24 protein-coding genes are annotated in these 25,604 nt (G+C 71.2%); 11 read left to right on the plus strand and 13 right to left on the minus strand.

Going from position 1 to position 25,604, the window contains the following annotated elements; translation table 11 throughout:
* Window positions 1-103: 103 nt before the first annotated feature.
* From ACGFQC_RS09075 to ACGFQC_RS09085, 3 genes are all read right to left on the minus strand, one after another.
* Window positions 104-709, minus strand: coding sequence for a TetR family transcriptional regulator (locus tag ACGFQC_RS09075; protein WP_363092785.1), 606 nt, complete (start codon window positions 707-709; stop codon window positions 104-106).
* Window positions 706-1,530: a sugar phosphate isomerase/epimerase gene (locus ACGFQC_RS09080; protein WP_363092786.1), complete on the minus strand. Its 825-nt coding sequence runs from the start codon at window positions 1,528-1,530 to the stop codon at window positions 706-708. Before ACGFQC_RS09080 ends, ACGFQC_RS09075 begins: the two co-directional genes overlap by 4 nt.
* A gap of 359 nt (window positions 1,531-1,889) precedes the next feature.
* Complete coding sequence (locus ACGFQC_RS09085) at window positions 1,890-2,822, minus strand: Ppx/GppA phosphatase family protein (protein WP_363092787.1); 933 nt, start codon at window positions 2,820-2,822, stop codon at window positions 1,890-1,892.
* 95 nt (window positions 2,823-2,917) lie between these two features.
* Between ACGFQC_RS09085 and ACGFQC_RS09090 the strand changes: the two genes are divergently transcribed.
* A complete protein-coding gene (locus ACGFQC_RS09090; protein ID WP_393287988.1) occupies window positions 2,918-3,898 on the plus strand; it encodes a hypothetical protein in 981 nt (326 codons plus the stop codon).
* A gap of 82 nt (window positions 3,899-3,980) precedes the next feature.
* Here ACGFQC_RS09090 and ACGFQC_RS09095 read toward each other — a convergent pair whose 3' ends face one another.
* A complete protein-coding gene (locus ACGFQC_RS09095) occupies window positions 3,981-5,693 on the minus strand; it encodes a hypothetical protein (RefSeq protein ID WP_393287990.1) in 1,713 nt (570 codons plus the stop codon).
* Window positions 5,694-6,006: 313 nt separating this feature from the next.
* Between ACGFQC_RS09095 and radA the strand changes: the two genes are divergently transcribed.
* Both radA and disA read left to right on the plus strand, forming a co-directional pair.
* Window positions 6,007-7,416: a DNA repair protein RadA gene (gene radA / locus ACGFQC_RS09100; protein ID WP_363092789.1), complete on the plus strand. Its 1,410-nt coding sequence runs from the start codon at window positions 6,007-6,009 to the stop codon at window positions 7,414-7,416.
* An 81-nt stretch (window positions 7,417-7,497) separates the two neighbouring features.
* A complete protein-coding gene (gene disA / locus ACGFQC_RS09105) occupies window positions 7,498-8,622 on the plus strand; it encodes a DNA integrity scanning diadenylate cyclase DisA (protein WP_363092790.1) in 1,125 nt (374 codons plus the stop codon).
* A 181-nt stretch (window positions 8,623-8,803) separates the two neighbouring features.
* On the opposite strand, the gene ACGFQC_RS09110 is transcribed toward disA, so the two are convergent.
* The gene (locus ACGFQC_RS09110) at window positions 8,804-9,628 is read right to left on the minus strand and encodes a hypothetical protein (protein ID WP_363092791.1); all 825 of its coding nucleotides are present in this window, start codon (window positions 9,626-9,628) and stop codon (window positions 8,804-8,806) included.
* Between the two features lie 313 nt (window positions 9,629-9,941).
* On the opposite strand from ACGFQC_RS09110, the gene ACGFQC_RS09115 reads away from it, so the two are divergent.
* The 5 genes from ACGFQC_RS09115 to cseC all read left to right on the plus strand — a co-directional run bounded on the left by ACGFQC_RS09115 (window position 9,942) and on the right by cseC (window position 14,719).
* Window positions 9,942-10,931 (plus strand): A/G-specific adenine glycosylase, encoded by a 990-nt coding sequence (locus tag ACGFQC_RS09115; RefSeq protein ID WP_363092792.1) that lies wholly within the window; start codon window positions 9,942-9,944, stop codon window positions 10,929-10,931.
* A gap of 301 nt (window positions 10,932-11,232) precedes the next feature.
* Window positions 11,233-11,775 carry a SigE family RNA polymerase sigma factor gene (locus ACGFQC_RS09120; protein ID WP_363092793.1) on the plus strand — a complete coding sequence of 181 codons (543 nt, stop codon included), beginning with the start codon at window positions 11,233-11,235 and terminating at the stop codon, window positions 11,773-11,775.
* On the plus strand, window positions 11,760-12,431 hold the full coding sequence (locus ACGFQC_RS09125) for a hypothetical protein (protein WP_393287993.1): 672 nt from the start codon (window positions 11,760-11,762) through the stop codon (window positions 12,429-12,431). Before ACGFQC_RS09120 ends, ACGFQC_RS09125 begins: the two co-directional genes overlap by 16 nt.
* A 230-nt stretch (window positions 12,432-12,661) precedes the next feature.
* The gene (cseB, locus tag ACGFQC_RS09130) at window positions 12,662-13,363 is read left to right on the plus strand and encodes a two-component system response regulator CseB (protein ID WP_363092795.1); all 702 of its coding nucleotides are present in this window, start codon (window positions 12,662-12,664) and stop codon (window positions 13,361-13,363) included.
* 12 nt (window positions 13,364-13,375) lie between these two features.
* Window positions 13,376-14,719, plus strand: a complete 1,344-nt coding sequence (gene cseC, locus ACGFQC_RS09135) for a two-component system sensor histidine kinase CseC (RefSeq protein WP_363092796.1) — start codon at window positions 13,376-13,378, stop codon at window positions 14,717-14,719.
* A 179-nt stretch (window positions 14,720-14,898) separates the two neighbouring features.
* Here cseC and ACGFQC_RS09140 read toward each other — a convergent pair whose 3' ends face one another.
* Entirely contained in the window at window positions 14,899-16,488 is a 1,590-nt protein-coding gene (locus ACGFQC_RS09140) for an MDR family MFS transporter (protein ID WP_363092797.1), read from the minus strand.
* A 170-nt stretch (window positions 16,489-16,658) separates the two neighbouring features.
* On the opposite strand from ACGFQC_RS09140, the gene ACGFQC_RS09145 reads away from it, so the two are divergent.
* Entirely contained in the window at window positions 16,659-17,255 is a 597-nt protein-coding gene (locus tag ACGFQC_RS09145; protein ID WP_363092798.1) for a TetR/AcrR family transcriptional regulator, read from the plus strand.
* Window positions 17,256-17,277: 22 nt separating this feature from the next.
* Here the strand turns inward: ACGFQC_RS09145 and ACGFQC_RS09150 are convergent, their stop codons facing one another.
* Window positions 17,278-17,880 carry a M23 family metallopeptidase gene (locus ACGFQC_RS09150; RefSeq protein WP_363092799.1) on the minus strand — a complete coding sequence of 201 codons (603 nt, stop codon included), beginning with the start codon at window positions 17,878-17,880 and terminating at the stop codon, window positions 17,278-17,280.
* Window positions 17,881-18,395: 515 nt separating this feature from the next.
* On the opposite strand from ACGFQC_RS09150, the gene ACGFQC_RS09155 reads away from it, so the two are divergent.
* Entirely contained in the window at window positions 18,396-19,037 is a 642-nt protein-coding gene (locus ACGFQC_RS09155; RefSeq protein WP_363092800.1) for an HAD family acid phosphatase, read from the plus strand.
* 73 nt (window positions 19,038-19,110) lie between these two features.
* Here the strand turns inward: ACGFQC_RS09155 and ACGFQC_RS09160 are convergent, their stop codons facing one another.
* On the minus strand, window positions 19,111-21,636 hold the full coding sequence (locus tag ACGFQC_RS09160; protein WP_363092801.1) for an ATP-dependent Clp protease ATP-binding subunit: 2,526 nt from the start codon (window positions 21,634-21,636) through the stop codon (window positions 19,111-19,113).
* Window positions 21,637-22,066: 430 nt separating this feature from the next.
* Between ACGFQC_RS09160 and ACGFQC_RS09165 the strand changes: the two genes are divergently transcribed.
* Window positions 22,067-22,744 (plus strand): SCO3374 family protein, encoded by a 678-nt coding sequence (locus tag ACGFQC_RS09165; RefSeq protein ID WP_363092802.1) that lies wholly within the window; start codon window positions 22,067-22,069, stop codon window positions 22,742-22,744.
* Here ACGFQC_RS09165 and ACGFQC_RS09170 read toward each other — a convergent pair.
* The 5 genes from ACGFQC_RS09170 to ACGFQC_RS09190 all read right to left on the minus strand — a co-directional run bounded on the left by ACGFQC_RS09170 (window position 22,723) and on the right by ACGFQC_RS09190 (window position 25,407).
* Window positions 22,723-23,058 (minus strand): Lsr2 family protein, encoded by a 336-nt coding sequence (locus ACGFQC_RS09170; protein WP_363092803.1) that lies wholly within the window; start codon window positions 23,056-23,058, stop codon window positions 22,723-22,725. The two genes, ACGFQC_RS09165 and ACGFQC_RS09170, sit on opposite strands and share 22 nt — an antisense overlap.
* Window positions 23,059-23,285: 227 nt before the next feature.
* A complete protein-coding gene (locus tag ACGFQC_RS09175; RefSeq protein ID WP_363092804.1) occupies window positions 23,286-23,819 on the minus strand; it encodes an amino-acid N-acetyltransferase in 534 nt (177 codons plus the stop codon).
* A 9-nt stretch (window positions 23,820-23,828) separates the two neighbouring features.
* Entirely contained in the window at window positions 23,829-24,227 is a 399-nt protein-coding gene (locus ACGFQC_RS09180) for a BlaI/MecI/CopY family transcriptional regulator (protein WP_393288113.1), read from the minus strand.
* A 219-nt stretch (window positions 24,228-24,446) separates the two neighbouring features.
* Complete coding sequence (locus tag ACGFQC_RS09185) at window positions 24,447-24,626, minus strand: hypothetical protein (RefSeq protein ID WP_363092806.1); 180 nt, start codon at window positions 24,624-24,626, stop codon at window positions 24,447-24,449.
* 76 nt (window positions 24,627-24,702) lie between these two features.
* The gene (locus tag ACGFQC_RS09190) at window positions 24,703-25,407 is read right to left on the minus strand and encodes a hypothetical protein (RefSeq protein ID WP_363092835.1); all 705 of its coding nucleotides are present in this window, start codon (window positions 25,405-25,407) and stop codon (window positions 24,703-24,705) included.
* Between the last annotated feature and the right edge of the window lie 197 nt (window positions 25,408-25,604).

The following is a 25,604-nucleotide window of genomic DNA, read 5'->3' on the forward strand; positions in this document are numbered from 1 at the left end:
CCCCGAGCGTACGCCGGTCATCCAGGGGGCGGGACGAGGTGTCCGGAATGCGGGATACGCATCTCGTGCCGCACCCCGCGCCGGCCCGTGCGGCACGTCGCGCTCAGGACCCGGTGAGGTGGCCCTGCACCACCGGTGCCAGGCGCGCGATGATCTGCTCGATGTCCACCGACGCCAGCGGCTCCACCTTGATCACGTACCGCAGCATCGCCGTCCCGACCAGTTGCGCGGCCGCCAGCTCGGCCCGGAGTTCGGCGTCCGGCACGTCGAGCTGCGCGGCGATGCGGCGCAGCAGTTGCGCGGCGACGAGACGGCGGAAGACGGCCGCGGCGGTCTCGTTGGTGACCGCCGAGCGGACGATCGCCAGCAGCGGCAGGCGCGTCGTGGGGTTCTCCCAGACGCCGAACATGAAGCGGGTCAGCCGTTCCCCGACCTGGTCCAGCGGGGCGTCGGCCACCGCGTCCGGTCCTTCGAGGACGGGCGCGACGGCGATCTCGACGGCCGCCGCGAAGACCTGTTCCTTGGTGCCGAAGTAGTGGTGCACCAGCGCCGCGTCGACCCCGGCGGCTTTGGCGATGCCCCGCACCGTCGACTTCTCGTAGCCCCGCTCCGAGAACTCCTCGCGGGCCGCGACGAGGATGCGGTCGCGGGTGTCGGCGGACTCCGCGCGCGGGGGGCGGCCGCGGCGGCGCGCGGCGGTGTCGGTCACCGGCCGGTCACCTTCGCCGCCGAGGCCAGGTGCAGGCGCGTGAAGGCCAGGGCCTCCGCGAGATCGGCCTCGCGTTCGGCGCTGGACATCGCGCGCCGGGTGTTGACCTCGATGACGACGTGCCCGTCGAAACCGCTCAGCGCGAGCCGTTCCAGCAGCTCGGCGCAGGGCTGCGCGCCACGGCCGGGCACGAGGTGTTCGTCCTTGGCGGAGCCGTTGCCGTCGGCCAGGTGCACGTGGCCCAGCCGGTCGCCCATGAGGTCGAGCATGTGGATCGCGTCCGCACGGGCGGTCGAGGCGTGGCTGAGATCGATCGTGAAGTGCCGGTAGTCGTCCTTCGTCACGTCCCAGTCGGGCGCGTACGCGAGCATCTCGCGGTCGCGGTAGCGCCAGGGGTACATGTTCTCGACGGCGAACCGTACGTCCGTCTCGTCCGCCATCCGCCAGATCCCCCGGACGAAGTCACGCGCGTACTGGCGCTGCCAGCGGAAGGGCGGGTGCACGACGACGGTGCTCGCGCCCAGCTTCTCGGCCGCCGCGCGCGCCCGCTGGAGCTTGACCCACGGGTCGGTCGACCACACGCGCTGCGTGATGAGCAGGCACGGGGCGTGCACGGCGAGGATCGGGACGCGGTGGTAGTCGCTGAGTCTGCGGAGCGCGTCGATGTCCTGGCTGACCGGGTCGTTCCACACCATGACCTCGACCCCGTCGTAGCCGAGGCGTGCCGCGATCTCGAAGGCCGTCGCCGTCGACTCCGGGTAGACCGAGGCAGTCGACAGGGCGACCTTCGCATTCGGAATGCGCACGACCGGCTCTGCCATGGGGGACAGGTTACGGGGTGCGGCGACCGGACTGCCGGGGGTCCGTACGCCGTTGTGGCGCATGCCACGGGTGGGGTGGCCGGGGTCGGCCGGTCGCGGCGGCCGTATGCCCAGCGGGCCGATCACCTCGCGGCTCACACGCGCGTGCCCACCGGGCCGGCCGCATCGCGCATCACGCGTGCGTGCCCACCGGGCCTGGTGGCGTCGCGGCTCACGCGCGCGTGCCCACGAGGAGCAGGGCGACGTCGTCGCGGTGGGCGCCGAACACCCCACGCGCGCGTGCCCACGGGGTCCGATTCACCCATGCGCGCGTGGGGTCCCGGCACGCCGTCCCGCCCCGGCCCCGCCCCGGCTGTGCGCTACGGCGAAGGCATGTGGTCGAGCTTCCGGAGGATCACGCCCTCCCGGAGCGCCCACGGGCAGATCTCCAGAGCCTCCACCCCGAACAGGTCCATCGCCCCCTCGGCGACCAGCGCGCCCGCCAGCAGCTGGCCCGCGCGGCCCTCGGAGACACCCGGCAGCTCGGCGCGCTGGGCGGTGGTCATGCCGGCCAGGCGTGGCACCCAGGCCTCCAGGGACTCCCGCTTCAGCTCTCGCTGGACGTAGGGGCCGTCGGCGAAGGGGGCGGCGCCGGCGAGGCGGGCGAGCTGCTTGAAGGTCTTGGAGGTGGCGACGACGTGGTCGGGGGAGCCGATGCGGCTGAATTCCCCGACCGTCCGGGCGATCTCGGCCCGCACGTGCCGCCGCAGCGCCCGTATCCGCTCGGGTTCCGGCGGGTCCCCGGGCAGCCAGCCCGCGGTGAGCCGGCCCGCGCCGAGCGGGAGGGAGACGGCCGCGTCGGGCTCCTCGTCGATGCCGTAGGCGATCTCCAGGGAGCCGCCGCCGATGTCCAGGACCAGCAGCTTGCCGGCCGACCAGCCGAACCAGCGGCGGGCCGCGAGGAAGGTGAGCCGGGCCTCCTCCTCGCCGGTGAGGACCTGCAGCCGGACACCGGTCTCGGCCTGCACGCGCGCGAGGACGTCGTCGGCGTTGCCGGCCTCGCGCACGGCGGAGGTCGCGAACGGCAGCACGTCCTCGACGCCCTTGTCCTCGGCGGCCTGGAGCGCCTCCTGGACGACGGTGATCAGCTTGTCGACGCCCTCACGGCCGATCGCGCCGGACCCGTCGAGAAGTTCGGCAAGGCGCAGTTCGGCCTTGTGCGAGTGGGCGGGCAGCGGGCACGCGCCGGGATGCGCGTCCACCACCAGCAGGTGCACCGTGTTCGATCCCACGTCGAGGACACCGAGTCTCATGGAGGGCACGCTACTGCCAGCCGTCCTGACCTCGACCCCCGGTGCGCATCCTGAGACAGTCCCGTTGCCGCGCGCGGGCGACTTACCCTGGTCGGGTGCCAAAGACGAAAAAGGCGAAGGACGAAAAGGCCGACAAGGCCGCCGAATCCGCCACCGGTTCCCCGGGTTCTTCGCGGGTGAAGTCCCCGAAGAGGTCACCGAAGAAGTCGCGCAAGGCCCTCGAAGCCGACGAGAAGGGCCTCGACTTCGCGCGCGCGTGGGTCGAGTTCCCCGATCCGGCGGACGACGACCAGGTCTTCCGCTGCGATCTGACGTGGCTGACCTCGCGCTGGAACTGCATCTTCGGCAGCGGCTGCCAGGGCATCCAGGCGGGCCGCGCGGACGACGGCTGCTGCACGCTGGGCGCGCACTTCTCCGACGAGGACGACGAGAAGCGCGTGGCGGAGCACGTGGCGCGGCTCACCCCCGACGTCTGGCAGCACCACGACGAGGGCGTGCGCGGCGGCTGGATCTCGGAGGACGACGAGGGTTCCCGGCAGACCCGCCCGTTCAACGGCTCGTGCATCTTCCAGAACCGCCCGGGTTTCGCGGGCGGCGCCGGCTGCTCCCTGCACATCCTCGCCCTCAGGGAGGGCCGCGAGCCGCTGGAGACCAAGCCGGACGTCTGCTGGCAGCTGCCGGTGCGGCGGACGTACGACTGGATCGACCGGCCCGACGACACGCGCGTGCTCCAGGTGTCGATCGGTGAGTACGACCGGCGGGGCTGGGGTCCGGGCGGACACGACCTGCACTGGTGGTGCACGTCGGCCACCTCGGCGCACGGCGCGGGCGCCCCGGTGTACGTCTCGTACCGGCCGGAACTGATCGAGCTGATGGGCAAGGCCGGCTACGACCGTCTGGTCGAGCTGTGCGAGGAGCGGCTCGCCTCGCAGCTGCCGCTGCTGGCCCCGCACCCGGCGGACCCGGTGCCGGCGCCGCACGCGGCGGCGGAGAGGCCGGCCACGGTGGATTCCGTCGATCCGGTGGGTCCAGGGGATCCGGGGGGTCTGGAGGGTCCAGGGGATCCGACCGTCTGAGGCCGTCGGCCCGGCTCTCCGGAGCCGGGCCGACCCGCTTCGCCGACCGTGCGGCCGCACCCGCGTCGCGGCCCGCCCCGGCCTACGGCGTCGACGGGCTCGGGTCGCCGTTGCCGTCGGACGGCGGGGTCGAGCCGCCCGGGTCGGACGGGGACGGGCCGGTGGACGTGGGCTCGGGACCGGCGGAGGTCGGCGGGTCGCTCGGCGTGGGACCGGTGGTGGGCGGGGCCGTCGGGGTCGGCTCCGGGTCGGGCGAGGGGGGTGGCCCGCTCGGCGTGGGCCCGGGGTCCGAGGGGGTGGGTGCGGCGCCGTGGCCCTCGATGGAGACGACGGCGCCGGCCGGCGAGACCGCCACGCGCGCGTGCCAGGGCCCGGTGGGCTCGCGCAGGTGGTCGACGTACACCTTGACCGTGATCGATTCGCCGGGCCGGAGGGTGCCCGTGGTGCGGCTCAGGTAGAGCCAGGAGGCGCCGGTGGTCGCCGACCAGTGGACCGGTCCGTCCGCGTCCCGTGCCGTGGTCAGGGTGATCAGGGTGGTGGCGCCGCTGTTCCCGGCCGTGACGGACAGGTGTCCCGCGCCCTTGTCGCCGAGTCCGGGGACGCTGACGACCTCCACGGAGACGCCGGGCTCGCCGCCCTCGGGGAGGCGGGAGCCGGGCCGGGTGCTGGCGTTGCCGGCGTTCTGGTAGCCGCCCGACCCGTCTCCCTGGAGACCGTCGGGTCCCTTGGTCTCGCTGGTGGTGGGCGAGCGGCTGTCGGAGTCGGCGGTCGGTGTGCCCCGGTAGGCCGCCCACAGGGCGAGCACGGGCGCGGCGACGACGGTGGCGACGACCGTCGTGGTGACGGCACGCGCACGGATGCGGTCCCGCCGGGCGGCGCGGTCCTTGGGGTCCATCGGGAAGCCGCGCCGGTCGAAGCGTGGCACGGCGGCCCCCCGCGCGCGCGGCAGGTGCGCCAGGACGGTGTGCAGGGCCGCGCGGGGCGCTTCCAGAACCGGCAGTTCGGCGGGTGTGACGCCGGCGCCGGGCCAGCGGCCGGGGACCGCGCACTCCGCCGCGCGGCGGCAGCGCGGGCAGTCGTCGACGTGCCGGACGAGTTCGCGGCGCAGCGCGGCACTGAGCACGAACTGGTGGTCGCCGGTGAGGCGGGCCACACCGGGGCAGCCGCCGGTCTCGACGACGGCCAGGGCCGCCCGGGTGCGTTCGACCTCGCAGGCGGCGGAGGCGAGCAGCTCGCGGGCCGCGGCGACCTCCATGCCGAGAACGGCCGCCACCTCGTGGGCGGCGAGGTGGTGCCGTACGGCGAGCTCGAGCGCCTCGCGCTGTTCCGGGCTGGTGCCTGCGGCCTCCGGCCAGGCGAGCAGGGCGAGTTCGCGTCGCCGTCGCTCCTGGAGGCCGTCGGGCACGGGCTCGGTGGCGGGCTCGGCGCCGCTCTGCCGGTGGGCGCTGTGCCGGCCCGGCGCGTGCGTGCCCTGACGTTTCTGCTTGGCCTCGGCGAGCTTGCGCAGGCAGGCCCAGCGGGCCAGCGCGTAGAGCCAGGCCCTGCGGTCGCCGACGGCACCCGGGACGCGTTGTCCACGCCGCTCGGCGAACGCCAGGACGTCACCGAGGGCCGCCGTGGCGGTGTCGTGATCGCACAGGACGGACAGGCAGTAGGTGAACAGGCCGTCGAGGTAGGGCTCGTAGCGCGCGGGCGGGCGCTGTGCCGCCGCGCGCGCCGCAGCGCGGTCTCGCGCCTCCCTGTGCGCCCGGTGTGCGCCGGTCGTGCGGGTCGAGGTTTCCGGACTGCTGCTCATCACCCGTGCGACCGTAGGCGTCACGGAACGACCTCTTCTGCCCCCTTGAGTCCTTTTAATCCGTACGGGTGAAACGATCCCTCATAAGGGGACAGGAACAGAGGCTCGGGGGGCTCATTCGTGACGGGGCCGGCCGGTTCACAGGGGGTGAGGTGGCCCGGCCGGGGGGAATGGCCGGGCACACCTCGCCCGGTGTCCGCCGCCCCGGGGGGGGTGGGAGCGGTGGACGCCACCTCGGCTCTCGTGTGCCCCGGCGGGCCCGCTTCATGCACGGGCTTCTCGCGTTGTCGGACCCGGCGGTTACGGTTTCCCCATGGCTGCCCGCACGAAGACCACCAAGGACCGCCCGTCGTACCGCTGCACGGAGTGCGGGTGGCAGACGGCGAAGTGGCTCGGCCGCTGCCCCGAATGCCAGGCCTGGGGCACGGTCGAGGAGTACGGCGCGCCCGCGGTCCGTACGACGGCGCCCGGCCGCGTCACCACCTCCGCCCTGCCGATCGGCCAGGTCGACGGCCGTCAGGCCACCGCCCGCCCCACCGGGGTCCCCGAGCTGGACCGCGTGCTGGGCGGCGGGCTGGTCCCCGGCGCCGTCGTCCTGCTGGCCGGCGAGCCGGGCGTCGGCAAGTCCACGCTCCTGCTCGACGTGGCCGCCAAGTCCGCGAGCGACGAACACCGCACGTTGTACGTCACGGGCGAGGAGTCGGCGAGCCAGGTCCGGCTGCGGGCCGACCGCATCGGCGCCATCGACGACCATCTGTATCTCGCCGCGGAGACCGATCTGGCCGCTGTCCTGGGCCACTTGGACGCCGTGAAGCCGTCCCTGCTGATCGTCGACTCGGTGCAGACGGTGGCCTCCCCGGAGATCGACGGCGCCCCCGGCGGCATGGCCCAGGTCCGCGAGGTCGCCGGCGCGCTGATCCGTGCCTCGAAGGAGCGCGGCATGTCCACGCTGCTGGTGGGCCATGTCACCAAGGACGGCGCGATCGCCGGCCCGCGCCTCCTCGAACACCTCGTGGACGTCGTCCTGTCCTTCGAGGGCGACCGGCACGCGCGCCTGCGTCTGGTGCGAGGCGTCAAGAACCGCTACGGCGCCACCGACGAGGTCGGCTGCTTCGAGCTGCACGACGAGGGCATCACGGGCCTCGCCGACCCGAGCGGACTTTTCCTGACCCGTCGTGACGAACCGGTCCCCGGCACCTGCCTGACGGTCACCCTGGAGGGGCGCCGTCCCCTGGTCGCCGAGGTGCAGGCGCTCACCGTCGATTCGCAGATCCCCTCACCCCGCCGCACCACCTCCGGCCTGGAGACCTCCCGCGTCTCGATGATGCTCGCGGTCCTGGAGCAGCGGGGCAGGATCAGCGCGCTCGGCAAGCGGGACATCTATTCCGCGACGGTCGGCGGCGTGAAGCTCTCCGAGCCCGCGGCGGACCTGGCGATCGCCCTCGCGCTGGCCTCCGCGGCGAGCGACACCCCCCTGCCCAAGAACCTCGTCGCGATCGGCGAAGTGGGCCTCGCGGGCGAGGTCAGACGGGTCACGGGCGTGCAGCGCAGGCTCGCCGAGGCGCACCGCCTGGGCTTCACGCACGCGCTCGTACCGGGCGATCCCGGCAAGATCCCCGCGGGGATGAAGGTCCTGGAAGTCGCGAACATGGGGGACGCCCTGCGGGTGCTGCCGCGCTCCCGTCGGCGAGAGGCCCCGCAGGAGGCGGAGGAGCGCCGGTAGACTTTGCCCAGGTCTCGCCCGTCCGTACGAACCGAGTGCGCGAAACGGGAGCATCCCAGAACCTGTGACCGGAGGAGTGCAGTGGCAGCCAACGACCGGGCGGCAGCTCCCGGAAAGTCCGGTGGGAGTCCCGGTGCCGAAGGCCTGATGCGTGCCGCGCTGAGCGCGGTGGCTCCCGGCACGGCCCTGCGCGACGGCCTGGAAAGAGTGCTCCGCGGCAACACCGGTGGACTCATCGTGCTCGGCTCCGACAAGACGGTCGAGACGATGTGCACGGGCGGATTCGTCCTGGACGTCGAGTTCACGGCCACGCGCCTGCGCGAGCTGTGCAAGCTCGACGGCGGCATCGTGGTCTCCTCCGACCTGTCCAAGATCCTGCGGGCCGGCGTGCAGCTCGTGCCGGATCCCACCATCCCCACGGAGGAGACCGGCACCCGTCACCGCACGGCGGACCGCGTGAGCAAGCAGGTCGGCTTCCCCATCGTCTCGGTCTCCCAGTCCATGCGCCTGATCGCGCTCTACGTCGACGGCCAGCGCCGCGTCCTGGAGGACTCCGCGGCGATCCTGTCCCGCGCGAACCAGGCACTCGCGACCCTGGAGCGCTACAAGCTCCGCCTGGACGAGGTCGCGGGAACGTTGTCAGCGCTGGAGATCGAGGACCTGGTGACGGTCCGGGACGTCTCGGCGGTGGCGCAGCGCCTGGAGATGGTGCGCCGCATCGCCACCGAAATCGCCGAATACGTGGTCGAACTGGGCACCGACGGCCGTCTTCTCTCTCTCCAGCTCGACGAGTTGATCGCGGGCGTGGAGCCGGAGCGCGAACTGGTGGTCCGGGACTACGTCCCGGAGCCCACCGCCAAGCGTTCCCGCACGGTCGACGAGGCGCTGTACGAGCTGAACGCGCTCAGCCACGCGGAGCTTCTCGAGATGTCCACGGTGGCGCGCGCGTTGGGTTACACCGGCTCCCCCGAGGCCCTCGACTCGGCGGTCTCCCCGCGCGGGTTCCGTCTGCTGGCCAAGGTTCCCCGCCTCCCCGGCGCGATCATCGACCGTCTGGTGGAGCACTTCGGCGGCCTCCAGAAGCTCCTGGCTGCGAGCGTCGACGACCTTCAGACGGTCGACGGCGTGGGCGAGGCGCGGGCGCGCAGCGTGCGCGAAGGCCTGTCCCGCCTGGCGGAGTCGTCGATCCTGGAGAGGTACGTCTGAGACCGGTGGCCCCTGAGGCCGACGGCGTCTCCGGAACCGGTGGCGCCTCGGAGACCGACGGTGGCCAGGAGACCGACGGTGGCTACGAGACCGGCGGTGTCTACGAGCCTCTCGGCACCTGTGTCGCGTGCGCGGGCCCGACCGCGTCCCGGGTGAGGAGTGACGGCCGGGCGGCCCTGCCTCAGTCCTGCTCCAGCACGAAGGAGGTCTGCGCCTTCGTGAAACCGGGCGCCTCCGCCTCCACCAGGTAGGTCCCGGACCCGGCCACCCCTGCCGGAGGCGTCGCGCACTCCGGCGCACTCGGCTTCCGGTCCCAGGTCACGGGGTACGTGAAGCTGCCCCCGGCCGGCACCCGGTACAGAAGGCTCGTGGCCCCCTTCGGGCAGTCGGCGGACGACCAGTAGTCGTCGGTGCCACCGGCCCGAGTGATCGTCAACACCGCCTTCTTCGGCCCGAGATCGACCTTGCAGTCGCTTCCGGAGGAGTTCTTCGCCGTCAGCCGGAACATGGGCTTCTGGTCCGGCGAGTACGTGTTGCGGACGCTGCGCAGGCTCAACGTGACCACGCTGGCGGTGCAGTTGGGAAGTGTCGTACCGGCCGGCAGAGTCATGCCCGACCCGCTGCCGTTGGCGCCGTCGTCCGAACCACCGGATCCCGCCGAGCCGGCACCGCCCGTGTCCGCGCCGCCGGACCCGGACCCTGCACCGCCACCCGAGCCCGAGCCCGAACCGGAACCCGAGCCGCCGGAGTCCTCGTCGCCCGACTCGTCGCGTCCGCCGGGGTTTTGACTGATCGCGGGCCCGGACCCGGACGGACCCGGCGTGATGGAGGACGCGGGATTCTTGCCGTTGGAGCCGTCCGCCCCGTTCCTGCCGCCACCCCCGCCCGAGCTGACCACCCAGGTGACCAGCAACGCCAACAGGGCGACCACGGACAGCAGTACGCCCCTCCGTCGCCAGTAGATGGAGGAGGGAAGCGGCCCGACCGGATTGCGCAGAGATCCCACGGCGCAAACTGTACGAGAGATCCTTGCGTTGTCCGGCGCCACCCGCCGCCCGGGCCACAACTTTTCCGGATCATCATCCCGGACAGGGCCGCTCCGCCGCCGACTTGAGTCCTCGTGCGCCCGCTCCGGCGCCAGGACGTGACAGTGGAGCCACGTGACGCACACGGAGCGTGACGGCGCACGCCTCCGCTCTCGCGCCCCTCGCAGCTGCGGCCGCGCCCGCGGCACACGCGCGCGGACGCCTCGCGCGCCCCGCCCCACCGGTGGCGGTACGCGCGCGTCCCCCTGCCCGCATGGCAGGATCGGAAGGGCCATGACTGCGCCCACGAAGCCCCCGCACAACAGCCCCGCCGACACCGTCTGCGGACCGCCCCCCGCAGAGCGGCCGCGCCAGGCCGCGCCCGGCCCGACGGCGGCCGCACCGGCCTCCGGCGCGCGCCTGCACTCTCCCGTCATCGACTGGTTCGACGACCACGCCCGCGACCTGCCCTGGCGGCGCCCCGAGGCCGGTGCCTGGGGAGTGATGGTCAGCGAGTTCATGCTGCAGCAGACTCCGGTCAGCCGTGTCCTGCCGGTCTACGAGCAGTGGCTCGCCCGCTGGCCGCGCCCCGCCGACCTGGCCGCCGAGTCCCCCGGCGAGGCCGTCCGCGCCTGGGGCCGACTCGGCTACCCGCGCCGTGCCCTGCGGCTGCACGGCGCCGCGGTGGCCATAACGGAACGGCACGACGGCGACGTACCGGCGGACCACGCGCAACTGCTGGCGCTGCCCGGCATCGGCGAGTACACGGCCGCCGCCGTCGCCTCCTTCGCGTACGGACAGCGGCACGCCGTCCTGGACACGAATGTCCGGCGGGTGTTCGCGCGCGCGGTCACGGGGGTGCAGTACCCGCCGAACGCCACCACGGCCGCCGAACGCAAACTGGCGCGCGCCCTGCTGCCCGAGGACGAGAGGACCGCCGCGCGCTGGGCGGCCGCGTCCATGGAACTGGGCGCCCTCGTGTGCACGGCGCGGAACGAGAGCTGCCAGCGCTGCCCGATCGCCGCCCAGTGCGCCTGGCGACTGGCGGGCAAGCCGGAGCACGACGGCCCGGCACGCCGCGGCCAGACGTACGCCGGTACGGACCGGCAGGTGCGCGGCAATCTGCTCGCCGTGCTGAGGGAGGCTCACACGCCCGTGCCGCAGACGGACCTCGACCGGGTGTGGCACGAGCCGGTGCAACGCGCGCGTGCGCTGGACGGCCTCGTCGCGGACGGCCTGGTGGAACCGCTGCCGGGCGGCCTGTACCGGCTGCCGCTCACCTGACGCGCGGTCAGTTCACAAGCGTCCGGCGGCCCGGGGCCGCTGGGCGACCCTCCGGCACGGTCGACCGAAGGGCGAATCATTTCAAACCGCCCGCATTCGGCTCTCCTCCCTACCCCTGACCCGCCTTCGTTACACAACCGACGGACAGCCGACTGCCAGCCGCAGGCTGCCTCGGACAGTGCCGTGACAACAGCTCCGTAGCTTCCTTCGTGTGCCCGACAGCGACACGAGGGCCACAGACCACGAGCGGGAAACCGGCGGACCACAGCCAGCCGGAACGGGGACACGGAGGCGGTTGATCATGGCGCAGGGAGAGGTGCTCGAGTTCGAGGAGTACGTCCGCACCCGGCAGGACGCACTGCTGCGCAGTGCCCGTCGCCTGGTCCCGGACCCGGTGGACGCCCAGGACCTGCTGCAGACCGCGCTGGCACGTACGTACGGCCGCTGGGACGGCATCGCGGACAAGCGGCTGGCGGACGCCTACCTGCGCCGGGTCATGATCAACACGCGGACCGAGTGGTGGCGCGCCCGCAAGCTGGAGGAAGTGCCCACCGAGCAGTTGCCGGACGCCAGCGTGGAGGACTCCACCCAGCAGCACGCGGACCGCGCCCTGCTGATGGACGCCATGAAGGTGCTCGCTCCGAAGCAGCGCAGTGTCGTCGTACTGCGACACTGGGAGCAGATGTCCACTGAGGAGACGGCCACCGCCCTCGGCATGTCGGCCGGTACGGTCAAGAGCACGCTGCACCGGGCGCTCGCCCGGCTCCGCGAGGAGCTGGAAACCCGCGATCTGGACGCACGCGCGCTGGAGCGTGAGGAGCGGGAGCGTTGCACGGCGGCCTGACCGAGGCCGGGCCCCCACCGGCCCGAGGCACCTTCCAGGCGGTGACCACGGCGCTGGCCGTGCTCGCCGCCGTCGGCGTTTTCCTGTCCTCGTGCGCCACCGGCGGCACCGGCGCCCGTGACGAGGGCCCGGCGTACGCCGAAGCGGTCGTCGGCGTCACCGCCACCGCCTTCCCGTCGAGCGCCCCCACCGACGCCCCCGACCGCATCAACGCCGTCCGGCTCGTCAAGGACGACCCCGAGGTCTCGGAGGAGGTCAAGCGCGAGCTGAAGCCGTGCGTCGGCGACGAGTACCCGGTCGACGTCTCCTTCGGCGATCTCACCGGCGGCGCCGAGAGCGATGTCGTCGTCAACGTGCTGACGTGCGGTGACGCGGTCGGCGTCGGGTCGTACGTGTACCGCCGGACGAGCGGCCGGTACGAGAACGTGTTCAAGACCGAGGAGCCGCCGGTCTACGCCGAGATAGACCGCGGCGACCTGGTGGTGACCAAGCAGGTGTACGAGAAGGGCGATCCCGTCTCCAGCCCCTCCGGCGAGAACGTGATCACGTACCGCTGGAGGGCCTCGGGCCGCTTCGTCAAGGAGTACAGCTGGCACAACGACTACAGCAGCGTCGTCGGCGGGGACGACGCGACGCCGGTGCCGGAGAGCGGCTGACGGCCTCCGCGCACCGACGCCGAACGCCCGTACCGCCGTGCCTCCGCGAAAAAATCCTCCACCGCGTGAACCGTTCGGGCCTCTCGGACCGATGAACCAGTGAACGCACCAGGCGCTCCGGGCGTCCCCTCTAGGGACGGCCGACCTGACAGCGGACCGGCAGACAGAACAGACCCGCGACCGCCCACCACCGCCCACCCACGACACCACCGAGGACTGAGAGCACCGGGATGGCAGACCAGACCCACGTCCTGTTCGTCGAGGACGACGACGTCATCCGCGAGGCCACCCAGCTGGCCCTGGAGCGGGACGGTTTCATGGTCACCGCGATGCCCGACGGCCTGTCCGGCCTGGAGGCGTTCCGGGCGGACCGACCCGACATCGCCCTGCTGGACGTGATGGTGCCCGGACTGGACGGCGTGAGCCTGTGCCGGCGCATCCGGGACGAGTCCACCGTGCCGGTGATCATGCTCTCCGCGCGCGCCGACTCCATCGACGTCGTGCTCGGCCTCGAGGCAGGCGCCGACGACTACGTGACCAAGCCGTTCGACGGCGCCGTCCTGGTCGCCCGCATCCGCGCGGTGCTGCGCCGGTTCGGGCACGCGGGCGGACCCGACCGGGGCGAGGCGGATTCCTCCGCCGCCGGGGGCGTGCTGACCTTCGGGGACCTGGAGATCGACACCGAGGGCATGGAGGTCCGCCGGGCCGGGCAGCCGGTCGCGCTCACCCCGACCGAGATGCGCCTCCTGCTGGAGTTCTCCTCCGCCCCGGGCACGGTCCTCTCGCGGGACAGGCTGCTGGAGCGGGTGTGGGACTACGGCTGGGGCGGAGACACCCGCGTCGTCGACGTCCACGTGCAGCGGCTGCGGACGAAGATCGGCCAGGACCGGATCGAGACGGTCCGCGGCTTCGGCTACAAACTGAAGGCCTGAGCGGACAGGGGTATGCGGGGGATGTTGCGGCACCTGGTTCCGGCCCGCCTCGAGCGCACGGGCATCCACACCGGCCTGCGGTGGAAGCTGAGCGCGGCCATCGCACTGGTCGGGGCGCTGGTGGCGATCGTGCTCAGCCTCGTCGTCCACAACGCCGCCCGGGTCTCCATGCTGGACAACGCACGCGACCTCGCCGACGAGCGCATCCAGATCGCCCAGCGCAACTACGAGCTGTCCGGGCGCCCCCATTTCCCCAACAGCAAGATCGACGACCAGGACCTGCCGTCGGAGCTGAGGTTCAAGGTCGAGGAGGGGCGCCGGGCCACGTTCGTCTCCGACCACGGCGGCGGGGCGCCCGACATCTGGGCGGCCGTGCCCCTGAAGGACGGCCGTGTGCTCTCCCTGCACACCGGCTTCACCGACCGCAGCACGGACATCCTGCACGACCTCGACCAGGCCCTGGTGATCGGCTCCATCGCGGTCGTCCTCGGCGGCAGCGCGCTCGGGGTGCTGATCGGCGGGCAGCTTTCGCGCCGGCTGCGCAAGGCGGCGGCCGCGGCGAACCAGGTCGCCAGGGGCGAGGCGGAGGTGCGGGTGCGGGACGCCATCGGCGGGGTCGTGCGCGACGAGACCGACGACCTGGCGTCCGCCGTGGACGCCATGGCGGACGCCCTCCAGCAGCGGCTGGAGGCCGAGCGCCGGGTCACCGCCGACATCGCGCACGAGCTGCGCACACCGGTGACAGGGCTGCTGACGGCCGCCGAGCTGCTGCCTCCGGGCCGGCCCACCGAGTTGGTCATGGACCGGGCGAAGGCCATGCGCACACTCGTCGAGGACGTCCTGGAGGTGGCCCGCCTCGACGGCGCCTCCGAGCGCGCCGAGTTGCAGGACATCCTGCTGGGCGAGTTCGTCACCCGGCGAGTGGCGGCCAAGGACCCGGAGGTCGAGGTGCGGGTGGTGCACGAGTCCATGGTCACCACCGACCCCCGACGCCTGGAGCGCGTGCTGTTCAACCTGCTCACCAACGCCGGCCGGCACGGCAGGCCGCCGGTCCAGGTCACCGTCGAGGGCCGGGTCATCCGGGTCCGCGACCACGGCCCCGGATTCCCCCAGGACCTGCTCGCGGAGGGCCCGAGCCGCTTCCGCACCGGGAGCAGCGACCGGGCGGGCCGCGGCCACGGCCTGGGCCTCACCATCGCGGCGGGGCAGGCCCGCGTCCTGGGCGCCCGGCTGACCTTCCGCAACGTACGACCGGCCGGGGCACCGGTGCACATACCGTCCGAGGGTGCGGTGGCCGTGCTGTGGCTGCCGGAACACGCCCCGACGAACACGGGAAGCTATCCGATGCTGCCGTGAGGGCGGGCCGCGGGCGGGTTGGAGCGGGTGCCCTCGTGTGGCGGCGCGCCGATCACGCGCATCGCCCGCCCCGCGCCGCAGGCCCCCGGGGCGGACACCGGCCGGGGACCTCTCACATGACTTCCACGGCGACGCGGGACCGCCGCTCTCAGCAGGCGGCAGCGGCCCCTCCGGGTGGATCAGACGGGCTCGGCCACCGACATCTCGGGGGCGGTGGACTCGTCCGCCGCGCCTTCCGTCTTCGGTCCGGCTCCGCGGAGGGGGACCTCCTTGACGAACACGGCCGCCACCAGCGCGACCACGGCCACGACGGCTCCGAGGACGAACGCCGCGTGGGTGCCGTCGGAGACCGCGTACTGGTAGGCCTCCCGTACCGGGGCCGGGAGCTTCGCGAGGCCGGCGGCGTCCAGTTGCGCGGACTGATCGGTGATCTTGGAGCCCAGTGCGCCGGCCCGCTCGGACATGGCGTCCTGGACCCGGCTGTTGAACAGGGCGCCCATGATCGCGACGCCGAAGGAGGAGCCGAGCGTGCGGAAGAGGGTGGCCGAGGAGGACGCGACGCCCATGTCCTTCATCTCGACGCTGTTCTGCGCGACCAGCATGGTGATCTGCATCAGACAGCCCATGCCGAGGCCCACGACGGCCATGAACACACCGGAGGTGAACCGGGAGGTGCCGGTGTCCATCGTCGAGAGCAGGTACAGGCCGACGATCATCAGCGCGCCGCCGACGACCGGGAAGACCTTGTAGCGGCCGCTGCTGGTGGTGATCCGGCCGGCGACCATCGAGGTCACGAGCATGGCGCCGAGCATCGGCAGGAGCAGCAGGCCTGAGTTGGTCGCCGAGGCGCCCTGCACCGCCTGCTGGTACAGCGGCAGGAACAGGGTGGCGCCGAACATCACGAAGCCGGTGATGAAACCGATCACCGACATCAGCGTGAAGTTGCGGCTGCGGAAGATGTGCAGCGGCAGGATCGGCTCCACGGCCCTGGTCTGCCAGAACACGAACCCGACGAGCGCGGCGACACCGATGCCGATCAGCTCCATGATCCGCGCGGAGGACCAGGCGTACTCGGTGCCGCCCCAGGTGGTGACGAGCACGATGGCGGTGATACCGACGATGAGCAGTCCGGCGCCCAGGTAGTCGATGCGGGCCTGGGACCGCTTCTTCGGCAGGTGCAGGACGGCGGTGATCAGGCCGAGCGCCATCACGCCGAGCGGCAGGTTGATGTAGAAGGCCCAGCGCCAGCCCCAGTGGTCGGTGATGGTGCCGCCGACCAGCGGTCCGCCGATCATCGCTGTCGCCATCACGGCGGCCATCATGCCCTGGTACTTACCACGCTCCCGCGGCGGGACGAGGTCGCCGATGATCGCCATGACGCCGACCATCAGGCCGCCGGCGCCCAGCCCCTGCACCGCGCGGAAGCCGATCAGCTGGCCCATGTCCTGGGCCATGCCGCTCAGCGCCGACCCGGCCAGGAAGATGACGATGGAGCCGAGGAAGGCGCCCTTGCGCCCGTACATGTCGCCGAGCTTGCCCCAGATCGGGGTGGAGGCGGCTGTGGCGAGGGTGTACGAGGTCACCACCCATGACAGGTGTTCGAGGCCGCCGAGGTCACCGACGATCGTGGGCATCGCGGTGCCGACGATCATGTTGTCGAGCATCGCGAGCATCATGGTGATCATCAGCGCGAGGATCACGACCCGCACGCTCTGCTGTTTCTTCTCCTGCGCGCCGGTGTCCGGCTCAACGGTTCGGGTGTCCGCCATCCTCATCCCACTCCCCCAGGGCAGTTACTTACTTGCCGCCCGGCTAGTTCACTACACTGGGAAAGTAGAACCCCAACTAGCCGGGCGTCAAGTAAGTTTCAACCTGAGCGGAAGGTAAGCGCCTCTTACCTTCCGACCGCCGGTTTCGCGGCGGCGCGAGGAGTACGAGGATGGACGTCACCATGGACGGCACCACACAGCGACGCCGCGGCAACACACGCCAGCGCATCCAGGACGTGGCACTGGAACTCTTCGCCGAGCAGGGCTACGAGAAGACCTCGCTCCGCGAGATCGCGGAGCATCTGCAGGTCACCAAGGCGGCCCTGTACTACCACTTCAAGACCAAGGAAGAGATCATCGTCAGCATCTTCACGGATCTGACGAAGCCGATCGAGGACCTGGTCGAGTGGGGCCGCAGCCGGCCGCACACCCTGGAGACCAAGCAGGAAGTCCTGCGGCGCTACAGCCAGGCGCTCAGCGAGGCGGCCCCGTTCTTCCGCTTCATGCAGGAGAACCAGGCGACGGTCCGTGAACTCCAGATCGGCGACTCCTTCAAGGACCGCATGCGCGGGCTGCGCGACATCGTCATCGACCCGGACGCCCCGCTCGCCGACCAGGTCCGCTGCGTCAGCGCCATCTTCACGCTGCACGCCGGGATGTTCTTCCTGCAGGACCTCGAAGGCGACCCCGAGGAGAAGCGCGAAGCCGTCCTCGAGGTCGCCGTCGATCTGATCACCCAGGCCCATCAGGGCTCGCAGCCGTCCTGACGACGGCCGTCGATCACCGTCGTCAGACGGTCACGCCCTTGCCGCGCAGGAACTTCACCGGGTCGATCGCCGAACCGTAGTTGGCGGTGGTCCGGATCTCGAAGTGCAGGTGCGGGCCGCTGGAGTTGCCGGTGTTGCCGGACAGGGCTATGCGCTGGCCGGTCTTGACGATCTGGCCGACCTTCACGTTGACCTTCGACAGGTGTGCGTACTGGGAGTACACGCCGTTGGCGTGCTTGATGACGACGGCGTTGCCGTAGGCGGGGCCGTCACCGGCACCGTTCCCACCGGCCTTGACGACCTTGCCGCCGTGGGTGGCGAAGACCTTGGTGCCGGTCGCCACGGCGAAGTCCTGACCACTGTGCTTGGAGGCCCACATACCGCCGGCCTGGGCGAAGCTGGCGGACAGCTTGTACTTCTTCACCGGGTCGACCCAGGTGGCCGCCGAGGACTTCTTGGCCACCGACACCGCGGCCGCGGGCGCCGCCGCCTTCGCCTGGGACGTGGCCGCGGACGCCACTCCGCTCCCCAGCACGACCGTGGCGCCGAGAGCGGCGGCGCCGACGGCCACGCGGGTGCGGAGCTGGGGCGTACGGGAAGAACGGAACATGACGCGCTGGAACATCGAAACCTCATGGTGCCGGGGACAGAGAGAACCACCCGACGTACGGACGTCGCCGGATGGCCATCCCTTGGTAACCCGCGACCCGCCAATGCCTCAAACGTGTGATCTACGACGGAAGCTAGTATTACGCACCAAAACGGAACACTTGCCGACAGTCCGCCCTTCACCCGGCACAGGCCCCCGTTCCACGCGGCAGGCCTGCCCCATGAACTCCCGTGGGGCGATAAGTCCCTTTCATCACAATAGGGGTCAGTACTATTCCACGTAGTACGTGACGTAGCTCCTGTGCGACACATCACCGGCCGCCCTCCGTACGGCACTTCGGAATGTGACGGCGGCTACTCCCCCGCCCCCAGAGGCACTTGTGACCCCCGTCACGAAGCACGCACGAGGGTGTGACGGGCCTCTCAGGGCCCTCTACCGTCCAGTAACCCGTTGGTTCCCCTCAGGCCATCCCCAGTGATGAGCATGCTCACGACACCCGCAGCGCCTGGACGCGAGAGGACCCCCACACCATGACCAGAGGCACCTGGACGCGCCGTATCGGCATGACCGCCGTGGCGGCGGCTGCCATCACCGCGATGGCCGTCCCGGCCGGCGCCCAGGCGGCGACGGCCACCGGCACCGTCTCCGTCGCCACCACCACCGCCACCGCGCAGGCCGAGGTCGGCTACGACACCTGGCAGGCGGACTGCCTGGCGGTGATGAACCAGGCCCTGCCGTACCTGAAGCAGCGCATCGCCGCCGCCAAACCGGGCGAGAAGCAGGCTGTCGTCCTCGACATCGACAACACCACCCTGGAGACCGACTTCGGCTTCAGCTACCCGCAGCCGGCCAACAAGCCGGTCCTCGACGTCGCCAAGTACGCCCAGGAGCACGGCGTCTCCCTGTTCTTCGTCACCGCCCGCCCCGGCATCATCTCGGGCGTGACCGACTACAACCTGAAGTACGTGGGCTACAAGGTCTCCGGCCTCTACGTCCGCGGTCTGTTCGACCTCTTCAAGGACGTCGGCGCCTACAAGACCGCCCAGCGCGTCAACATCGAGTCCAAGGGCTACACGATCATCGCGAACATCGGCAACAGCGCCACCGACCTGTCGGGCGGCCACGCCGAGAAGACCTTCAAGCTGCCGGACTACGACGGCCAGCTGTCCTGAGGAACACCACGAGAGGGGCCGCCCCGGGACTGGTGTCCCGGGGCGGCCCCTCTCTCGTGCTCGACCCTTCGGGTCAGGCGTCCTTGCTCAGGTTCGGACCCGCGCCGCCGGCCGCCTGCTCGATCGGCGGGACGTCCGGCAGGGCCGACTTCTCCTCACCCCGGAAGGTGAAGGTCTTGGCGTCGCCCTCGCCCTCGGTGTCCACGACCACGATGTGACCGGGGCGCAGCTCGCCGAAGAGGATCTTCTCCGAGAGCGTGTCCTCGATCTCGCGCTGGATGGTGCGGCGCAGCGGTCGCGCACCCAGCACCGGGTCGTACCCCTTCTTGGACAGCAGCTCCTTGGCGGACGGGGAGAGCTCGATGCCCATGTCCCGGTCCTTCAGGCGCTCGTCGACCTTGCCGACCATCAGGTCGACGATCTGGAGGATGTCCCCCTGGGTCAGCTGCGGGAAGACGACCACGTCGTCGACGCGGTTGAGGAACTCGGGCCGGAAGTGCTGCTTCAGCTCGTCCGAGACCTTGTTCTTCATGCGCTCGTAGTTGGACTTCGTGTCGCCCGCGGCGGCGAAGCCGAGGTTGAAGCCCTTGGAGATGTCCCGCGTGCCGAGGTTGGTCGTCATGATGATGACCGTGTTCTTGAAGTCCACGACCCGCCCCTGGGAGTCGGTCAGACGACCGTCCTCCAGGATCTGGAGCAGCGAGTTGAAGATGTCCGGGTGGGCCTTCTCCACCTCGTCGAAGAGGACGACGGAGAACGGCTTGCGGCGGACCTTCTCGGTCAGCTGGCCGCCCTCTTCGTAACCCACGTATCCGGGGGGGGAACCGAAGAGACGCGACACCGTGTGCTTCTCGCTGAACTCCGACATGTCGAGGGAGATCAACGCGTCCTCGTCGCCGAAGAGGAACTCGGCGAGCGCCTTGGACAGCTCGGTCTTACCGACACCGGACGGGCCGGCGAAGATGAACGAGCCACCCGGACGCTTCGGGTCCTTGAGGCCCGCACGCGTACGGCGGATCGCCTTCGAGAGCGCCTTGACGGCGTCCTTCTGGCCGATGACCCGCTTGTGGAGCTCGTCCTCCATGCGCAGCAGACGCGAGGACTCCTCCTCGGTCAGCTTGAAGACCGGGATGCCGGTGGCGGTCGCGAGGACCTCGGCGATCAGCTCGCCGTCGACCTCGGCGACGACGTCCATGTCGCCGGCCTTCCACTCCTTCTCGCGCTTGGCCTTGGCGGCCAGGAGCTGCTTCTCCTTGTCACGGAGGGAGGCGGCCTTCTCGAAGTCCTGCGAGTCGATCGCGGACTCCTTGTCGCGGCGGACGCCGGCGATCTTCTCGTCGAACTCGCGCAGGTCCGGCGGCGCGGTCATCCGGCGGATGCGCATCCGGGAACCGGCCTCGTCGATCAGGTCGATCGCCTTGTCCGGCAGGAAGCGGTCCGAGATGTACCGGTCGGCCAGGGTGGCGGCCTGGACCAGCGCCTCGTCGGTGATCGAGACGCGGTGGTGCGCCTCGTACCGGTCGCGCAGACCCTTGAGGATCTCGATGGTGTGCGGCAGCGACGGCTCCGCGACCTGGATGGGCTGGAAGCGGCGCTCGAGGGCCGCGTCCTTCTCCAGGTGCTTGCGGTACTCGTCCAGCGTGGTCGCACCGATGGTCTGGAGCTCACCGCGGGCCAGCATCGGCTTCAGGATCGAAGCGGCGTCGATGGCACCTTCGGCGGCACCCGCACCGACCAGCGTGTGCAGCTCGTCGATGAACAGGATGATGTCGCCGCGGGTGCGGATCTCCTTGAGGACCTTCTTCAGGCGCTCCTCGAAGTCACCGCGGTAGCGGGAGCCGGCGACCAGCGCGCCGAGGTCCAGGGTGTAGAGGTGCTTGTCCTTGAGGGTCTCGGGCACCTCGCCCTTGACGATGGCCTGGGCGAGGCCCTCGACGACGGCGGTCTTGCCGACGCCGGGCTCACCGATCAGGACCGGGTTGTTCTTGGTACGGCGGGACAGCACCTGCATGACCCGCTCGATCTCCTTCTCGCGCCCGATGACCGGGTCGAGCTTGGACTCACGAGCGGCCTGGGTGAGGTTCCGGCCGAACTGGTCGAGGACCAGGGACGTCGAGGGCGTGCCCTCGGCAGGCCCGCCGGCGGTGGCGGTCTCCTTGCCCTGGTAGCCGGAGAGCAGCTGGATGACCTGCTGCCGCACCCGGTTGAGATCTGCACCCAGCTTGACCAGGACCTGGGCGGCGACGCCCTCGCCCTCACGGATCAGGCCGAGCAGGATGTGCTCCGTGCCGATGTAGTTGTGGCCCAGCTGAAGGGCCTCGCGGAGCGACAGCTCCAGGACCTTCTTGGCACGGGGGGTGAAGGGGATGTGCCCGGACGGGGCCTGCTGGCCCTGACCGATGATCTCCTCCACCTGCTGGCGGACCGCCTCGAGCGAAATCCCGAGGCTCTCAAGGGCCTTGGCGGCGACACCCTCACCCTCGTGGATCAGGCCCAGGAGGATGTGCTCGGTGCCGATGTAGTTGTGGTTGAGCATCCGGGCTTCTTCCTGAGCCAGGACGACAACCCGCCGCGCGCGGTCGGTGAACCTCTCGAACATCGTTAATCGCTCCTCAGAGCGGTCAGGCAGTGAAGGGAACTTCCCCTCCCTGTCCTTCCGCAGCTTAGTCCCGCAAGCGGGGACCGCTCATTCCAACTGCCGACACCGTCGATGGCCTCCTGACCCCGAACGCCGACATCTGCTCCAACCCGATGGTGCGAGACGATGTTCCCGCAGGCCAGACAGTTACCCCAGTCGCCAGTACGCCGATGGCGAACGTGAGACTCCCGTTTCCTGCGTGTCGCCCCCTCCCACTAGGGATGTCTTACCCGCTGGGACCGACACTCCATGCCGCGGGCGCCCGTTCCCTCCGCTACGGGCGAACAACCCCGCGCCTCCCGGCACCCCCGCACGCCCCCGTTTCGCCACTCTGCGCTCTCGCCTGAGAGCCCAGCGTAACCCTGGAGGCTTCGGGGCCGTTGCACTCGGCATGGTTGGCCCCGTCCTCCCGCCCGCGTCCCGGATCACTTCTTCCACCGCCGCGGACGCCTCCGCGGCGCCCCCTCCGGCAACCGTGTCCCCGGCCGTCGCTGCGGCATCCACGGTCCCCCTTCCCCGCGGGGCGCTCGATCCGGACCGTCCGACCGAGAGCGTCCGCCGCTGGTACGAGAACGAACTGGGGTGGGCGACGGTGCCCGGAGAGCCGGTACGGCTTCGGGTGGGCCTGTGTTTCGACGTCCTGGACGCGCCGGCCGAGGCGGGTCACCCGGCGCTGCGGCACCTGGCGCCGGGTTCTCCGGTGGCCGTGCGGGGCGACCGGATGCGGCTGCTGGTGGCGGCGGGGAGCGCGGAGGAGCTGCCGGGAATCCTGCGGTGGCTGGAGTGGGACGCGTTGCCGCTGGATCTGACGGCGACCGGTGCGGGCGGGGTCCTCGAGGCGCCCCTGCCACCGGGCCTGACGCGTCCCGGAACAGCGCTGCAGGGGGCCGCCGTGTGGATGCGGCCCCCCGTCGGAGGGTGCGGGGTCGAGGCCTCGCTGCCGACGATGTCGGCCTTGGGGGGCGTTGGGGGCGCCCCCGACCTGGTGCGCTTGGTGGACACGCTGGCGACGCACTGTCACCGTGTCCGGCTGCGGCGCGCCTGCGCTCAGCCGTTGGCCTTCTCGTAGGCCTCGCGAATGGTCGCGGGAACACGGCCGCGGTCGTTGACCTCGTAGCCGTTCTCCTTCGCCCACGCGCGGATCTGAGCGGTGTCCTGGCTGCCCCCGGCAGCGACGCGCGCCTTTCCGCGTCCACCCGAAGCACGACCTCCGGTACGCCGGCCGCCCTTCACGTACGGGTCGAGAAGGCTGCGCAGCTTGTCCGCATTGGCAGTCGTGAGATCGATCTCGTACGTCTTGCCGTCCAGCGCGAACGTCACGGTCTCGTCGGCCTCGCCGCCGTCGAGGTCGTCGACAAGAAGGACCTGAACCTTCTGTGCCACGGGATTTCCTTTCATCGATTACGTGAGGGCCGGGGGTCTGCGGCGTTCCGCCGTTTCGCCGCCCCCTGATATATGCAGTACTGCAGTACATCGGAAAGCAAACCGCTTTTGACGAGAAAACACAAACCCTCAGGAGAGACCGGCCGCCCGTCCCCCGCACGGAAACGTGCGCGTTTCGGACATAGGGCACCCGGGCAAGGCGACTCCACCGGAATGGGACCCGGCGATCACAGATGCAGAAGCATCCGGCTGTTGCCCAAGGTGTTCGGTTTCACTCGTTCGAGACCGAGGAACTCCGCGACGCCCTCGTCATAGGAACGCAGTAGCTCCGTGTAGACATCGGTGTCGACGGGCGTCTCACCGATCTCCACGAAGCCGTGCTTGCCGAAGAAGTCCACTTCGAAGGTCAGACAGAAAACCCGGCGAACACCGAGCCAGCGCGCGGTCTGCAGCAGCTTCTCCAACAACTGGTGACCGACGCCGGAGCCCTTCAGGCCGGGCTTCACCGCGAGCGTGCGGACTTCGGCGAGGTCTTCCCACATCACGTGCAGCGCGCCGCAGCCGACGACCTCGGCGTTGTCGTCGCGTTCGGCGACCCAGAACTCCTGGATGTCCTCGTAAAGGGTCACCGTCGCTTTGTCGAGCAGGATGCCGCCGCGGACGTACGCGTCAAGGAGGCGACGCACTGCGGGGACATCACTGGTCCGGGCCCGGCGGACGGTGATGGCTTTAGCGCTGACTTCAGGGCTCTGTGCTGACATGAGCGGACGCTATCGCCCGTCGGTCTCCGTCGGGGACCCGGGGTTCTCCCGCGCGCTCCCGGCTTCCGGGCGTTCGGAAGTTTCGGGTCCCTGGGCGATGCGTACCGCATCGCTCAGGGCGTGACGCTGTTCGTCGCTCATCATGCCGAAGAAGGCGACGAGAGCGGCGGCGGGGTTGTCGCTCTGCGACCAGGCCTCGTTCATCAGGGCGGCGGCGTAGGCGGCACGCGTGGAGACCGCCTCATATCGATAGGCCCGGCCTTCCGCCTCACGGCGCACCCAGCCCTTCTGATGGAGATTGTCCAAAACGGTCATCACCGTGGTGTAGGCGATGGACCGTTCCTTCTGAAGGTCTTCCAGGACTTCTCGAACGGTGACCGGGCGGTTCCACTTCCACACCCGCGTCATGACCGCGTCTTCGAGTTCTCCCAAGGGGCGAGGCACAACTCAGAACAATAGTGGGAGAGAACGCCAATCGCGTGCCGGACGTGAACTTTCCTCGACAAGAGCGAACAAAAAGGGCGTACGGCACCCGTCGGCGGTGCCGTACGCCCGAAGGGCGCCCGTACCCGTCGGCGGCGCCGTACGCCCGAAGGGCGCCCGTGGGACGTGCGAGGACCTGCGCGGTCAGGCCTCGGTGTTCGCGGAGGGCCGGCGCGTGTTCTCCGCGCGCGCGAGGGCGGCGTCGACGGCCGCGTCCTCCTTGGCCTTGTTGGTGCCGCCCTGGGTCTTCACGATCACCCTGATCAAGCCGATGAAGAAGACGGCCATGACGACGGGGGGAAGGAGCGCGGAGACGTAGTCCATGGATCCAGGGTAGCCAGGAAGGTACGGGACACCGGGCCGGGGTCGCGCTACCGCGGATCGTGTCGGCGGTGCCCGGTCAGCCGACGGCGAGCCGCTCCCGGGGGCCGGTGGACGGCGAGGCGGAGGACGGCGGGACGGGCTTGCGCCGCGGGAAGACCTCACCCGGCGTGGGGACGGGCCGACGGGAGGGCTCCGGCTCCTGCGGCTTCACGGGGACGGGCCCGGGAGCGGGCGCGGCCGGCTTCTCGACGGGTTTCCGCCCGGGCCGCGGCGTCGGCTCCTCGGCGGCGACCGCCAGGCGGTCGGGGCCGGCCTCCTCCGTGGCCGCGCAACGGCCCCCGGGAAGGGCCAGGAGGCGCGTACGGGACGCCGGCACCACGGGAGCGGCCGGTACCGCCCGGCGGACCGCACGACGGGCCAGGCGGGCGCGCACGTCCTGCTCCGCGAGGACCTGACAGCGCTCCAGGAGGACGGCCGCCTTCGGGTTCCCGCGCAGGGCGCGCAGGGCGGCGAGGTCGTCGGCCTCGGGCCGGTGGCCGGCGCCGAGCACCTCCTCCAGGAGCGTGAGGTATCCGGCGACGGTGCCGGGGAGGGCGGCGCGGTACCGGGCGAGGTCGGACACCAGGAAGGCCCGCAGCCGGGCGGCCTCGCACACGGCCTCGTCGAGGGACACGGCGAGACGGTGGCAGTCCTGGACGTCCTCGGCCGAGGCGGGACCGGGATGGAGGGCGAGGGCGAGGGCACGGCGGAGCACGCGCAGCTCCTCCGCACCGAACACCATGCCGCCGCGGGATCCGTAGGGCGTGGGCATGCGGCGACGATACGCGCTAATCGGACAAATTCGACACAAGGAGTGGGTGTGGCGCGCCTCGTTCCCCGGGTCGGGCGCCCCGGCCGGGTCGGGCCCACGATTCCGCCGGGTCGGTCCGTCCCTGCCGGTCCGGGCACCCGCTCCGACCGGGGCGTCCCGCCCTCACG

Origin of the sequence: Streptomyces sp. NPDC048734, assembly GCF_043198675.1 — a bacterium.
In the GTDB taxonomy this organism is placed as follows: Bacteria; Actinomycetota; Actinomycetes; order Streptomycetales; family Streptomycetaceae; genus Streptomyces.

What these genes read in the sequence shown, in the direction of transcription:
- ACGFQC_RS09180 (WP_393288113.1), bottom strand. Translation starts at nt 24,227, where the DNA reads ATGACGCGGGTGTGGAAGTGGAACCGCCCGGTCACCGTTCGAGAAGTC.
- radA (WP_363092789.1), top strand. Translation starts at nt 6,007, where the DNA reads ATGGCTGCCCGCACGAAGACCACCAAGGACCGCCCGTCGTACCGCTGC.
- ACGFQC_RS09115 (WP_363092792.1), top strand. Translation starts at nt 9,942, where the DNA reads ATGACTGCGCCCACGAAGCCCCCGCACAACAGCCCCGCCGACACCGTC.
- cseB (WP_363092795.1), top strand. Translation starts at nt 12,662, where the DNA reads ATGGCAGACCAGACCCACGTCCTGTTCGTCGAGGACGACGACGTCATC.
- ACGFQC_RS09165 (WP_363092802.1), top strand. Translation starts at nt 22,067, where the DNA reads ATGGTTGGCCCCGTCCTCCCGCCCGCGTCCCGGATCACTTCTTCCACC.
- ACGFQC_RS09140 (WP_363092797.1), bottom strand. Translation starts at nt 16,488, where the DNA reads ATGGCGGACACCCGAACCGTTGAGCCGGACACCGGCGCGCAGGAGAAG.
- cseC (WP_363092796.1), top strand. Translation starts at nt 13,376, where the DNA reads ATGCGGGGGATGTTGCGGCACCTGGTTCCGGCCCGCCTCGAGCGCACG.
- ACGFQC_RS09150 (WP_363092799.1), bottom strand. Translation starts at nt 17,880, where the DNA reads ATGTTCCAGCGCGTCATGTTCCGTTCTTCCCGTACGCCCCAGCTCCGC.
- ACGFQC_RS09175 (WP_363092804.1), bottom strand. Translation starts at nt 23,819, where the DNA reads ATGTCAGCACAGAGCCCTGAAGTCAGCGCTAAAGCCATCACCGTCCGC.
- ACGFQC_RS09080 (WP_363092786.1), bottom strand. Translation starts at nt 1,530, where the DNA reads ATGGCAGAGCCGGTCGTGCGCATTCCGAATGCGAAGGTCGCCCTGTCG.
- ACGFQC_RS09145 (WP_363092798.1), top strand. Translation starts at nt 16,659, where the DNA reads ATGGACGTCACCATGGACGGCACCACACAGCGACGCCGCGGCAACACA.
- ACGFQC_RS09185 (WP_363092806.1), bottom strand. Translation starts at nt 24,626, where the DNA reads ATGGACTACGTCTCCGCGCTCCTTCCCCCCGTCGTCATGGCCGTCTTC.
- ACGFQC_RS09155 (WP_363092800.1), top strand. Translation starts at nt 18,396, where the DNA reads ATGACCAGAGGCACCTGGACGCGCCGTATCGGCATGACCGCCGTGGCG.
- ACGFQC_RS09190 (WP_363092835.1), bottom strand. Translation starts at nt 25,407, where the DNA reads ATGGTGTTCGGTGCGGAGGAGCTGCGCGTGCTCCGCCGTGCCCTCGCC.
- ACGFQC_RS09120 (WP_363092793.1), top strand. Translation starts at nt 11,233, where the DNA reads ATGGCGCAGGGAGAGGTGCTCGAGTTCGAGGAGTACGTCCGCACCCGG.
- ACGFQC_RS09160 (WP_363092801.1), bottom strand. Translation starts at nt 21,636, where the DNA reads ATGTTCGAGAGGTTCACCGACCGCGCGCGGCGGGTTGTCGTCCTGGCT.
- ACGFQC_RS09095 (WP_393287990.1), bottom strand. Translation starts at nt 5,693, where the DNA reads ATGAGCAGCAGTCCGGAAACCTCGACCCGCACGACCGGCGCACACCGG.
- ACGFQC_RS09085 (WP_363092787.1), bottom strand. Translation starts at nt 2,822, where the DNA reads ATGAGACTCGGTGTCCTCGACGTGGGATCGAACACGGTGCACCTGCTG.